At 36.3% G+C, this 12,894-nt stretch carries 15 protein-coding genes; 13 read left to right on the plus strand and 2 right to left on the minus strand.

What is annotated here, in order from left to right; all coding sequences use genetic code 11:
- Positions 1-12: 12 nt before the first annotated feature.
- The 9 genes from aroE to C7437_RS01280 all read left to right on the plus strand — a co-directional run bounded on the left by aroE (position 13) and on the right by C7437_RS01280 (position 6,970).
- Positions 13-843 carry a shikimate dehydrogenase gene (gene aroE / locus C7437_RS01240; protein WP_111437834.1) on the plus strand — a complete coding sequence of 277 codons (831 nt, stop codon included), beginning with the start codon at positions 13-15 and terminating at the stop codon, positions 841-843.
- Positions 830-1,135: a ribosome assembly RNA-binding protein YhbY gene (yhbY, locus tag C7437_RS01245; RefSeq protein ID WP_111437835.1), complete on the plus strand. Its 306-nt coding sequence runs from the start codon at positions 830-832 to the stop codon at positions 1,133-1,135. The genes aroE and yhbY overlap by 14 nt, the downstream gene beginning before the upstream one ends.
- A complete protein-coding gene (locus C7437_RS01250; RefSeq protein WP_111437836.1) occupies positions 1,132-1,704 on the plus strand; it encodes a nicotinate-nucleotide adenylyltransferase in 573 nt (190 codons plus the stop codon). The genes yhbY and C7437_RS01250 overlap by 4 nt, the downstream gene beginning before the upstream one ends.
- Complete coding sequence (gene yqeK / locus C7437_RS01255; protein WP_111437837.1) at positions 1,694-2,269, plus strand: bis(5'-nucleosyl)-tetraphosphatase (symmetrical) YqeK; 576 nt, start codon at positions 1,694-1,696, stop codon at positions 2,267-2,269. Before C7437_RS01250 ends, yqeK begins: the two co-directional genes overlap by 11 nt.
- Entirely contained in the window at positions 2,266-2,619 is a 354-nt protein-coding gene (gene rsfS, locus C7437_RS01260; protein ID WP_111437838.1) for a ribosome silencing factor, read from the plus strand. Before yqeK ends, rsfS begins: the two co-directional genes overlap by 4 nt.
- A complete protein-coding gene (locus tag C7437_RS01265) occupies positions 2,619-3,356 on the plus strand; it encodes a class I SAM-dependent DNA methyltransferase (protein ID WP_111437839.1) in 738 nt (245 codons plus the stop codon). Before rsfS ends, C7437_RS01265 begins: the two co-directional genes overlap by 1 nt.
- A 71-nt stretch (positions 3,357-3,427) precedes the next feature.
- The gene (locus C7437_RS01270; RefSeq protein WP_111437840.1) at positions 3,428-4,054 is read left to right on the plus strand and encodes a helix-hairpin-helix domain-containing protein; all 627 of its coding nucleotides are present in this window, start codon (positions 3,428-3,430) and stop codon (positions 4,052-4,054) included.
- Between the two features lie 70 nt (positions 4,055-4,124).
- The gene (locus C7437_RS01275) at positions 4,125-4,688 is read left to right on the plus strand and encodes a ComE operon protein 2 (RefSeq protein WP_111437841.1); all 564 of its coding nucleotides are present in this window, start codon (positions 4,125-4,127) and stop codon (positions 4,686-4,688) included.
- Between the two features lie 23 nt (positions 4,689-4,711).
- Entirely contained in the window at positions 4,712-6,970 is a 2,259-nt protein-coding gene (locus C7437_RS01280; RefSeq protein ID WP_111437842.1) for a DNA internalization-related competence protein ComEC/Rec2, read from the plus strand.
- Between the two features lie 47 nt (positions 6,971-7,017).
- Here C7437_RS01280 and C7437_RS01285 read toward each other — a convergent pair whose 3' ends face one another.
- On the minus strand, positions 7,018-7,152 hold the full coding sequence (locus tag C7437_RS01285; RefSeq protein ID WP_111437843.1) for a YqzM family protein: 135 nt from the start codon (positions 7,150-7,152) through the stop codon (positions 7,018-7,020).
- A gap of 152 nt (positions 7,153-7,304) precedes the next feature.
- Between C7437_RS01285 and holA the strand changes: the two genes are divergently transcribed.
- Entirely contained in the window at positions 7,305-8,309 is a 1,005-nt protein-coding gene (gene holA / locus C7437_RS01290) for a DNA polymerase III subunit delta (protein ID WP_111437844.1), read from the plus strand.
- Positions 8,310-8,457: 148 nt separating this feature from the next.
- On the opposite strand, the gene rpsT is transcribed toward holA, so the two are convergent.
- A complete protein-coding gene (gene rpsT, locus C7437_RS01295) occupies positions 8,458-8,706 on the minus strand; it encodes a 30S ribosomal protein S20 (RefSeq protein ID WP_111437845.1) in 249 nt (82 codons plus the stop codon).
- A gap of 161 nt (positions 8,707-8,867) precedes the next feature.
- Here rpsT and gpr point away from each other — a divergent pair, with 161 nt between their 5' ends.
- The 3 genes from gpr to lepA all read left to right on the plus strand — a co-directional run bounded on the left by gpr (position 8,868) and on the right by lepA (position 12,815).
- The gene (gene gpr, locus C7437_RS01300) at positions 8,868-9,884 is read left to right on the plus strand and encodes a GPR endopeptidase (RefSeq protein ID WP_111437846.1); all 1,017 of its coding nucleotides are present in this window, start codon (positions 8,868-8,870) and stop codon (positions 9,882-9,884) included.
- A gap of 55 nt (positions 9,885-9,939) precedes the next feature.
- The gene (spoIIP, locus tag C7437_RS01305) at positions 9,940-10,770 is read left to right on the plus strand and encodes a stage II sporulation protein P (RefSeq protein ID WP_111437847.1); all 831 of its coding nucleotides are present in this window, start codon (positions 9,940-9,942) and stop codon (positions 10,768-10,770) included.
- 215 nt (positions 10,771-10,985) lie between these two features.
- Entirely contained in the window at positions 10,986-12,815 is a 1,830-nt protein-coding gene (gene lepA / locus C7437_RS01310; protein ID WP_111437848.1) for a translation elongation factor 4, read from the plus strand.
- The last annotated feature ends 79 nt before the right edge of the window (positions 12,816-12,894 follow it).

Below are 12,894 nucleotides of genomic sequence, written 5' to 3' on the forward strand. Positions count from 1 at the left end.
GAGGGAAGTATTTTGAAAAAATGGTTTGCAGTTATTGGGAATCCGATTTCGCACTCTTTATCTCCTTTTATGCATGAAAAATGGCTAAATGAAAATGATATAGATGCGAGTTATATTCCCATCCATGTGGAAGAAGGGAAGCTTGAGGATGCTGTAAAGGCTCTAAAGCTTCTAGGATGTAGTGGGTGGAATGTTACGGTACCTTATAAAGAAGCAATCATTCCTTTGTTAGATGACATAGATGAGTCTGCAAAAGGAATTGGTGCTGTTAATACAGTTGTCAAAACAGCGGATAATCGATTCATCGGGTACAATACGGACGGACTTGGTTTCATCAAGTCACTGGGTCCGATTAAACCGGAAGATCGAATTCTGATGATTGGGGCTGGAGGAGCTGCGAGAGGGATTGTTCATGCATTTAAACAAGCAGGCTTTACGAACATCTCTGTTGCGAACCGTACAGCTGAAAAAGTAGCTAGAATGATGGCAGATTTACAAATTGGACAAGGCATCACTTTACAGGAAGCTGAAAACAATTTGGGTAGCTTTGATATTGTGATTCAAACAACGCCGCAAGGAATGAAAAATCAAGCCAATACGCTTCCAATTCAGCTAAAAAACTTAAAAGTAGATGCAATTGTTGCGGATATTGTATATAATCCTTTAGTTACCCCTTTTTTAGAGGCAGCCAAAGAATATAATGTTCGAACAATAAATGGGTTAGGTATGCTCGTTCACCAAGGTGCAATCGCCTTTTCATATTGGAACGGTGTATATCCTAATTCAACAAATATGATTGAATTATTAACCGAGCAATTAGGAGGAAATTATGTTAACAGGTAAACAAAAAAGATTTTTGCGTAGTAAAGCACACAACTTAGCACCAATTTTTCAAGTAGGAAAAGGTGGAGTAAATGATCCGATGATTAAACAAATCGGTGAAGCGCTTGAAGTTCGTGAATTGGTCAAAATAAGTATTTTACAAAACTGTGAAGACGATAAACGTGAAGTAGCAGAAGCTCTTGCCAAAGGAACTAAAGCAGAATTAGTGCAATTAATCGGCTTGATGGTTGTATTATACAAACCATCGAAAAATAATAAACGAATCGAGCTTCCTAGAGCGAGCCGCGCATGAGTAAAAAAGTAGGGATTTTAGGTGGAACCTTTAATCCACCACATATGGGTCATTTAATCATTGCAAACGAAGTGTTACATGCGCTGAATTTGGATGAAATACGATTTATGCCAAACGCAACCCCGCCTCATAAAAAGAAGGACGAGCGAGTAACAAAAGCACAAAGAGTAAAAATGGTGGAACTAGCAATTCATGATGTTCCACATATGTTGGTTGAAACGATTGAAATGGATCGTGGAGGTACTTCTTATTCGTATGATACGATGGAAATCTTGCAAAAAGCAGAGCCTTTGACGAAGTTTTACTTCATCATCGGTGGAGATCAGGTCGAGTATTTGCCGAAATGGTATAAAATAGATGAGTTTGTGAAAAAAGTACAACTTGTAGGTGTCCCAAGACCAAATACTTCGATCGAAACTGCATATCCTATAATAACTTTAGATATTCCTCAAATAGAATTATCTTCAACACTTGTACGAAATCGAGTAGCAAATGGAGAGACGACAAGTTTTCTTATTCCAGAGCTAGTGAGAGATTTTATTCAAAAGGAGAAGTTATATGAAATTTGAACATTTACTAGTCCAAATGAAAGAACGTATGCCAGAGAAACGCTATGTTCATACTAAAGGTGTTGCTATGACAGCAATACGTTTAGCAAAAAGATATGGTGAGGATCCTGAGAAGGCTGAAATTGCTGGTATTTTGCATGATAGTGTGAAATATGCGGATAAAGAGTGGCTAAAACAGATCATCATATCTGAGAACATGGATCCGGTTCTTTTAGAATTCCATCATGAGCTTTGGCATGCTCCAGTTGGTAGTTATGTTGCGAAGCATGAATTTAAGATAGAAGATGAGGACATACTTCAAGCGATCAAATACCATACGACTGGTAGGGCTGGAATGTCTAATTTAGAAAAAATTATTTATATTTCGGATATGATTGAACCGAACCGTCAATTTTTTGGAGTTGAAGTTTTGCGAGAGAAAGCGGAAAAAGATTTAGATGATTCAATGATTAGTTGTATTGCACATAGCATTACATTTTTGATCGAAAAAAGACAATCGGTATACCCGGATTCATTTCATTGTTACAATGACATGATGCAAAAGAGAGGAAAAGTGAAAGAATGACTTCTACACAATCTTTAATAGAAATAGCTTATAAAGCAGCAGACGATAAACGAGCAGAGGACATCATGATATTAAATATGCAAGGGGTATCTTTACTTGCTGATTACTTCTTAATCTGTCACGCAAACTCAGATCGTCAAGTACAAGCAATTGCGAAAGAACTTTCTGAACAAGCATCACTTTCAGGAGTGAATGTGAAACGTTTAGAAGGATTCGATGAAGCTCGTTGGATCCTAGTTGATATGGGCGATGTTGTTGCGCATGTTTTCCATAAAGATGAGCGTTCATTTTATAATTTAGAGCGCCTATGGGGAGATGCACCATTATTTGAAGTCGGACAAAATGCATAATGGCTATGTACGACCAGTTTGCCAATATTTATGATGCGTTAATGTCGGATATTCCATATGAACGCTATGCAGAATGGGTGCAACAAAATGCGCCTGTATCTAGCGGGAATCGATTACTCGACGTTGGTTGTGGAACTGGAGTATTAAGTGTCCAGTTTGCGAAAGCTGGCTATGATGTTGTAGGTTTAGATTTGTCTGAATCTATGCTTACGATTGCACAAAATCGTAGTATCGAGAATAATACATCTATTACGTTCATTTGTCAGTCTATGACAGAGATGGACGGAATTGATGGAATCGATGTGGCAGTTATTGCCATAGATTCGTTAAATTATGTAGAGACTTTAGATGATGTGGTCCAGACTTTTAAGCAAATTTTTGAGGCATTAGTTCCAGGTGGTCAGTTATTCTTTGATGTGCATTCTCTATATAAAATGGATGAAATTTATCCCAATGGCCCTTTTACGTATGAAGATGAGCAGGTTGCTTATATTTGGCATACGGAACAAGGAGAAGAGAAACACTCTATTTATCATGACATCACTTTTTTTGTTCGTGATGACTCAGGTTATTACGAACGATTTGAAGAGTCTCATTATCAACAAACGTATCCGATTGAAACATATGTAAAATTACTAGAAACGATAGGTTTTTCGTCTGTTTCTATATCTACATCTGTTTTCGGTGAACAAAATGAAGAGGAAGTAGAACGATACTTCATCCAAGCAGTAAAATAATTCTTTCCAACAAGAGGTAAATTTAGTATAGTTAATTTTAGCTCCATATAATTTACCTCTTTTAGGAGAGGATGATATTTCTGTTTCCATCTTTTATTCAGAAATATAAGAAAAAACTGTTGCTCCCAACGACAGTCATTGTTGTAATATTATTTTTTTTCCTACAAACACAATTTAAAACATCAGAACCCACAGCTGATGCAATTCAACCAATCCCAATTCATGAAACTACAATTGAACAAGAAGAAATTACTGAGCCCATAGAGGACATCAGTCTATTTGTTGAAGTCAAAGGTGCCGTCATCCATCCAGGTGTATACGAACTTACCCAAGGAGATCGTGTCTTAAAGGCGATTGAGCTTGCAGGTGGATATTTACCTACGAGTGATAGCAAAGGCATTAACCATGCGCAGAAAGTGGCAGATGAGATGGTAGTTTATGTACCTCTTGAAGGGGAAGTAATTGTAGAGCAAGCACCCACAAATACTTCCAGTGAAAGTACAGGGCTAGTGAATATAAATCAAGCGGATGCGAGCTTGCTTATGACCTTACCTGGAATAGGACCGGCCAAAGCGGATGCAATTATTGCTCATCGAGATGGACAAGGCCTATTTAAAGATCCTGCAGATTTGAAGAATGTTACTGGAATCGGTCAAAAAACATTTGAAAAGCTTGAAGTACTTATTTCGGTAAAGTAATTTGTTGTATTGACGTGTGAGCAAATTAGCTACTACACTTATAGAGTAATAGATTATAGGAGGTAGTTATATGGAGCGTATTACATGGGACCAATTTTTCTTGGCACAAAGCCATTTACTTGCATTACGAAGCACTTGTACACGTTTAGCGGTCGGGGCTACAATCGTACGCGATCGTCGAATAATGGCAGGAGGATATAATGGATCTATTTCTGGTGGAGATCATTGTATCGATCAGGGCTGTTATGTAGTAGATAATCATTGTGTACGTACGATCCATGCAGAAATGAATGCACTTCTTCAATGCGCAAAGTATGGGGTACCGGTAAAGGATGCAGATTTATATGTGACTCATTTCCCTTGTCTTCCTTGTACAAAATCGATCATACAAGCGGGTATTTCTAGACTTTATTACGCAGAGGATTATAAAAATAATTCATATGCCTTGGAGTTATTAGAACAGGCTGACATTGAAGTAATTCATGTTCCGTTTGATGAGCGTAAGATCGACTTCTTAAGCGATGAAAAATTAGAACTCTACATGGAGCTAATTACAAAGCTGCGTGAGAAGGGAGCAAGTTTAGAAGAATTGGCCCCTTATGAAATGAAGGTGGCTGAATTATTCGGACGATAACAATACGTGGAAATTTAATATATATGGCCTTATCAATTGTAATAGCTTCTCTTGCTGCTTATGAATCGATAAGGCTATTGTTTTTATTGGGCGTACTTTTTTGTTGGTTGCTATATAAAAGAAAGGCTGTGCTATTTAGTGTATTGGCTGTTCTATTGGGGATTAGTTCCTATTATTATTTTGCATTGTCGATTCCACAACCTGCAAAAGAAGTTTCTGTTACTGAAATAACTTGGACAGATGTATACAAGATTAATGGTCGCTATATTCGAGGTTTTGTAACTGCTGATGACCAGCAAAAATGGTATGTTCAGTTAAAAATAGCGTCAGAAGAAGAAAAGAATGTTTTGTTAAGTGAGTCACTCGCTGGAAAGCTTTTTCGTGTGGAAGCACAGGAAATAGAAGAACGAGCAGAAAATCATGAGTATGCTTTTCAAATGGAAAGTTATATTAAAAGTAATGGAGCGGTAGGCCAATTACTCGTAGAGAATTATCAGTATGCAGGAGAAGAGTCTAGTTTTGTCAGTTATATGGCAAAAAAACGATTTCAAACGAAGCAGCATATTCAGGCTACGTTTCCTAATAGCTTACAAGCGGAGGCAGAGGCGTTACTAATAGGTAGCCGAGAACAAATGCCTACTGATATGCAGAATGCTTATCAGACACTCGGAATCACTCATTTATTTGCAATATCAGGGTTGCATGTTGCTCTTATTGCTTTGCTAATGTATGAAGCGTTAATCCGCGTGGGTGTGCGCAAGGAAACAGCTAATTGGATACTCCTTATTATTTTGCCTTTGTATGCATTTCTTGCTGGAGGGGCACCGTCTGTTTGGAGATCTGTTTCTGTAACAGAAATCGTTTTAATCAGTATGTTATGTAAGAAAAAACTTGCGATGGATGATGCATTTTCACTAAGTGTCATTGGATTTGTATGGTTGAATCCTTGGGTTATTTTTCAAATTGGATTTCAATTGTCTTATTTAGCCGCATGTTCACTCATTTATTCTTCATCAATCTTAAAGAATAGCACATCTTATATGATACAATCTCTCGTAATTACCACACATTGTCAGTTAATCGTGTACCCCATACTTCTATATCAATTTTATGAGATATCCCTTTCTTCCTTTTTGGCGAATATCGTTTTCGTTCCACTTTTCTCATTTGTTATCTTACCCATCAATATAATCTTTCTAGCTTTTAGTTATATTTCTATTTCCCTAAGTGATTTTTTCTTTTCCTTCTATGAACCACTTCGCACGTTACTAAGTGAATTCATCCTCTTTTTGGGAAGTTTACCATATCAAATGTGGAATCCTATGAAACCAACATTACCCCTTGTTTTATTGGCTTTTGCCAGTGTTTTTGTATTTTTTCTTTCTTTTGAAACGAAAAAAAACCAACTTTTTGGCTGTGTAGTCCTTTTATTACCAATGATGATGATTCACATTACCCCTTATTTAGATTCCTCTACAAAGATTACATTTTTAAATGTTGGACAAGGCGATAGCACTATTATTGAAATGCCTTACCGAAAAGAAGTGATCATGATTGACACAGGTGGATTACTTCGGTTTGATCAGGAGCCTTGGACAGAAACGAATGAAGTGTATGAGATTGGTAGGAAAGTTGTAGTACCCTTTTTAAAAGGAAGAGGAATTTCAAAAGTTGATACGCTTGTAATCACACATGCGGATGCAGACCATATGGAAGGTGCGGAAGAAATACTGGAACAAATAACCGTGAAGGAAATTCATATTACACCAAGCTCGTATGACAAAGATGTTATGGGAGATGTTAAGGAAGAAATAAACAAGCAACAAATTCCCGTAGTCGAAAAAATCGCAGGGGACCATATAGAATCAGCTTATTATCAATTTCACTATATCTCTCCAGAGGATTCTGTATATGATGGAAATAATGATTCATTAGTACTTTCTATGAAAAATGCCTATTTTCATGGGTTATTCTTAGGGGATTTAGAAAAAGAAGGAGAGGAAGAGTTAGTTCGGAAATACCAAGCTGCGTTACACAATGTTAGTTTGTTGAAAATAGGTCATCATGGAAGTAAAACGTCCAGTTCACAAGCTTTATTAGAATTAACAAATCCACGTATTTCCATCATATCTGCCGGCTATAACAACCGATATGGGCATCCCCATCCGGAAGTAGTGGAACGTTTGCAAGCATTAAAGCTTCCTTTTTTACAAACTGGTATAGAAGGTTCAATTGAAGTAGAAATAACAAAAGCGGGAGAAATTTATGTAAGTATTCCTTAAAATTGGAAAAGAGATTTGCCATTGTAGACAAATCTCTTTTCTAGTTATTATCGAGCGACAAACTCAACAATTACTGCAATTGCAAACATTATTGTAAAAAAACCAAAGGAGACTACGAAACCTATACCGGAGTCGATTGCATCGTTACGTTTCGACTGTACATTTTGTTCAAAATCATTCATTGCTACCCCTCCTATTTCCACCTAATTATATAGGATAGTATTTGAAAAATCTACATGCTTTATCCCAATTTCCATTCGTGATTTAGAATGTCACAATTTAGTCACTTTTTTTATTGTATAATAGTAGTATAAATCAGGCAAGGGGTTCTAACATGATTTCAGAGAAATGGATGCAAATTTCAAAGAATAAAATTTCAGAAGTATATTTGATATATGGAACAGAATCTTATTTTGTTGAGGAAACATTAAAAAGATTAAAAGGTAAGCTTAATGAATTGGGAGAATTAGAAGTAATAAACTTCGACTTAGAAGAAAAAAAAGTGGAAGAAGTCATTTACGAAGCAGATACAGTTCCTTTTTTCTCCGACAGGAAACTAGTCATTGCTAAAAATGCTTTCTTTTTAAAGGCTACAGAAAAAGGAAAAGAAAAAGTTATTCATGATACGGCCTTACTGGAACAATGGTTAAAAAACCCTTCTCCAACAGCTGTTACCGTTTTCGTTGCACCTTATGAAAAGTTAGATGAGCGGAAAAAAATTACTAAATCGATGAAGCAACATGCAAATGCGATTGAGGCTAAAAGTTTGCAAGTAAATGATTTAAAAGGCTGGATTCTTCACGAAGTTTCTGCTCTTGGTAAAACAATTTCAGATGCAGCGATTAATCTAATATTAGAAATAGGTGGCACAAACTTAGTTCATTTACAGACGGAACTATTGAAGATGGTGACTTATATTGGAGAGCAAGAAGAGATAGACGTAGAAACAGTGAAGCTGCTATTGGTAAAATCACTGGAGCAAGATGTTTTTACATTAGGTTCTGCGTATTTGGCTGGAAATAAAAGTGTAGCAATTGAAATTTACCATGATTTATTAAAAAGAAAAGAAGATCCGCTAAAGTTAAATGCGCTAATTGCATCTCAGGTTCGTTTGTTGATTCAGGTGAGTCATTTAAAGAAAAAAGGGTATCACGCCCAACAAATTGCAAATCAACTAAAAGTGCACCCTTACAGAGTGAAGTTAATGTTCGATCATCCAAGTTTGCGAAACGAACAGAAGTTACTTACTACTTTACATGATTTAGCGACAGTAGATTTACAGTTAAAAACATTAAGTACAAATCGTGAACGAATACTGGAATTATTTTTGTTGAAGTGAACTACGAAAAGCGAAAGCGCCTATGTCTGCCCTACGAAAATCAGCGTGGACCAGGATTTTTCTATTTCACCAACGTCATATATTGTACAACCTTAAAAAAACGCAAAAAAATAGACTGGTCCGCTTTAAGTCGGATCAGTCTATTAATTTACGCTTTTTTCATTAATTGAGCTTTCTTACGAGAAGCCGTATTTTTATGAATTAACCCTTTAGAAGCTGCTTTATCTAATTGTTTGATTGCAGTTTTAATAAGATCTTTAGCGTTTACTTCGCTATTAAGTGCAGCAGTATCAGCTTTTTTCACAGCAGTACGCATAGTAGATTTAGCTTGAGTGTTTACTGCAGATGCTTTAGCATTTTGTTTAACACGCTTAATTGCAGATTTAATGTTTGGCATACCTTTCACCTCCTATAATAGGTCTGAGATGATACTTTTCTTTGTTGAAACTGTCTAATACAACAAGCATTATTTTAACAAATGCTAAAACAAATTGCAACAGTGAAATGCAAAGAATATTTACTTGACACTTAGTCCACACTATTTTTGAGGTGAAAACTATGTGGGAACGAACTGATTTAATCGATGAATCTGTTGAAATGGTGCAGCATCGCACGAAAAAAGAAAAAGAAGTTTTAGATGAAGAAGATGGAATATTATTTGAAGAGAGTAGAGATGGAGCTGTTTTAATAACTTCTATCGAGGTAGATGATGCAGGTGAAAAGAGAATTGGTAAGAAAAAAGGGAAATATATTACATTAACAGATTTAACTATTAGTCCAGATGATGAACAAAGCTTTAAACAGATTGAGAAAATGTTTATAAAGTATTTGGACGAGATTCATTCAAAAATACCGCTTTCGACAAATTCGAAAATTTTAATCATTGGTCTTGGTAATGCGTCCATTACTCCGGATGCAATTGGCCCAAAAGCAATCGAGTATCTACAAAATACTTCGTTAACGATGGACGATGAAAAAGTGAAAGTAGTCATGTATGCTCCCGGTGTGACTGGACAAACAGGACTTGAAACGAGTGATTTCGTCAAGGCCATCAGTGATAAATTTAAACCGGATTTAATCATTGTATTAGATGCATTAGCAGCCCGAAATAGTGAGCGGTTGTGTAAAACGATTCAATTAACAAATACAGGCATACATCCAGGTTCTGGAGTTGGAAATCAACGAAAAGAAATTTCAGAGGAAGTGTATGGTGTCCCGGTAACAGCTATTGGAATCCCGATGGTTGTCGACGGACCAGTTTTATACGCAGACGCTATGGAACAAGTAATTCATTATATTGCATCGAAAGTAGAGGAAAAGGGCAGACCATCCTCAGCTTTAGCCGTCACATCAATGGTTTCAACAAAAGATACGACAATTGATAAGAAAGTGTTAGAACCAATTTTTGGCGAGTGGGTAACTTGGTCGAAGGATGAAAAAAGAAAATTATTTGAGGAAGTATTTATTGGTAAAAATCCATCTCTTTTTGTGACGCCAAAAGAGACGGATGCATGGGTCGATCATTACGCATATTTGCTATCAAACGGTTTAGAAACATGGATTTCAAACAGATGATTATGTTCTAATTTGCCACTCCTCCACATACCATTGTCTGAGGAGAGTGGTAGCTATGTCTAAACCCATGAAGCATTTAACTAATCTTTTATTATTATTATTTTTAGCTCCAATTATTATAGCGACGATTCAAACACCTCTTTTATCAAATGAAACAGAGGTACCTAAAGAAGAGACAACATCAACACCGGTAGTTTATGCTGCACAGGTACAGGCAAAACCAGCTGCGGCGGAAACTCAAATAACAGAACCGAAGAAAGCATTTGTCTATTTTACACATTCGCACGAAGCCTATCCTTCTGTACTTGAAGCGAATAATGAAAAGATTGCAGTTTATCACACGGAACAAAATATCAGCTCTTATCAAGACCTTATTTCCGATCAATTTGCCTTCCATCAGTTAGAAACTACTTTTCTTGAAGTCGATAACATGAAAGAGATGAAAGCGAATAATAAAAAGTTTACCCAAGCTTATGGTGCAGTCAGACCTTTTATTATTGACGCGCTTGCCCATAGTGAATACGATCTTGTATTAGATTTGCACAGAGACTCTGCAAAGAGCAAAATAACAACTTTAAAAAGTGGAGATAATAGCTACGCCAAATTATTATTCGTTATTGGAGGGGAGCATGCAAACTATAGTTCGAACCAACAATTAGCAAATAATCTCTCCGAACAATTAAATAAATTAGTGCCAGGTATCTCAAGAGGTGTAATCGTTAAAAAGGGTAAAGGAGTGGATGGTGTGTATAATCAAGATCTTTCTAAAAACTCCTTATTAGTAGAAATAGGTGGTATTGAAACGACAGAAGAGGAAATAAATCGGACGATTTCCGTATTAGCAAAAGCGGTTTCTAATTTATACACGACACAAATTCCATCATAGTTTAAAAAAGTTGGAGTATATTTTATACTTCAACTCTTTTTTGGGTCATTAATCATATGATTGTCTTAGGGATTGCTTTTTGGTAAGATTAAAGTCTGGAAAAAAAGAAAATACATAGAAAGTATTATGTTGACTAATAGATTTAATGATTATGCGTTACGTATATGCATGTTGTCTGTTATAATTCATAGTAGTTTAAATAGGAGTGAATAAGTATGAATCATGAAGATAGAATCGAAAGACAGAAGAAGATTCGTAACTTTTCTATTATTGCACATATTGACCACGGAAAATCGACTTTAGCGGACCGTATATTAGAAAAAACGAAAACATTAACTTCACGTGAAATGAAAGATCAGTTGTTAGATTCAATGGATCTTGAGCGTGAAAGAGGAATTACAATAAAATTAAATGCTGTTCAATTAACGTATCTTGCAAAAGATGGAGAAGAATATATTTTCCATTTGATCGATACACCTGGACACGTCGATTTTACATACGAGGTATCACGTAGTTTAGCGGCCTGTGAGGGAGCTATTCTTGTGGTGGATGCAGCACAAGGGATTGAAGCACAAACGCTTGCAAACGTTTATTTAGCGTTTGACAATGAATTAGAAATATTGCCAGTTATCAATAAAATCGATTTACCAGCCGCTGACCCAGAGCGAGTAAGAAAAGAAGTAGAAGAAGTAATTGGAATTGACGCTTCTGAAGCTGTTCTTGCATCTGCTAAAGCAGGTATTGGTATAGAAGAAATTTTAGAACAAATCGTTGCAAAAGTTCCTGCACCAACAGGGGATCCATCTGCACCCTTACAAGCACTAATCTTTGACTCATTATTCGATCCTTACCGAGGTGTAATTGTCTATATTCGTATTATGCAGGGGACGGTTAAACCTGGGGATACGATTAAAATGATGTCCTCTGGTAAAGAATTTGAAGTTGTTGAAACAGGCGTATTTACACCGAAATCTACTCAACGTTCTGAACTGACTGTAGGGGACGTTGGATTCTTAACAGCTTCCATGAAGACTGTAGGAGATTCTAGTGTTGGGGATACAATTACACTAGCGTCAAATCCAGCGACTGAAATACTTCCTGGGTATCGTAAAATGAATCCAATGGTATTCTGTGGCCTTTATCCAATTGATACTTCTAAATATGTAGATTTACGTGATGCATTAGAAAAATTACAATTGAATGATGCTGCACTCGAGTTCGAACCAGAAACGTCTCAAGCTTTAGGTTTTGGGTATCGTTGTGGTTTCTTAGGACTGCTTCATATGGAGATTGTACAAGAGCGTATTGAACGTGAATTTAATATTGACTTAATTACCACTGCACCAAGTGTAATTTATGATGTGAAGTTAACAAATGGGGACGTTATGAAAGTAGATAACCCTTCTATGATGCCAGACGCACAAAAAGTGGCTGTTATTGAAGAACCTTATGTGAAAGCTTCTATCATGGTTCCAGAAGATTATGTTGGTTCTGTTATGGAATTATGTCAACGTAAACGAGGAAACTTTATTACGATGGATTATTTGTCTAAGGCTCGTGTGAATATAATTTATGAAATTCCATTGTCTGAAATCGTCTATGATTTCTTTGATTCACTTAAATCTACGACAAAAGGATATGCCTCTTTTGATTATGAATTAATTGGTTACAAAGAATCCAAGCTTGTGAAAATGGATATCTTACTAAATAGTGAAAAGGTCGATGCATTAAGCTTTATCGTGCATAATGATTTTTCTTACGAACGCGGAAAACTAATAGTAGAAAAATTGAAAGCATTAATTCCAAGACAACAATTTGAAGTGCCGGTACAAGCAGCAATCGGTCAAAAAATAGTTGCTCGTTCGACGATTAAATCGATTGGTAAAAACGTGTTAGATAAATGTTACGGTGGAGATATTTCACGTAAACGTAAACTTCTGGATAAACAAAAAGCAGGTAAAAAACGTATGAAACAAGTAGGATCTGTAGAAGTTCCTCAAGAAGCATTTATGGCAGTTCTAAAGATGGACGAGCCTAATAAATAAAAAAGGAAAAGGAGGCACTAGAAGCCTCCTTTTTCGTTTAAATGATAATAACTGTCTAGCTACAGCGCCTTGCCCCTCG

It is taken from the genome of Psychrobacillus insolitus, from assembly GCF_003254155.1.
In the GTDB taxonomy this organism is placed as follows: Bacteria; Bacillota; Bacilli; order Bacillales_A; family Planococcaceae; genus Psychrobacillus; species Psychrobacillus insolitus.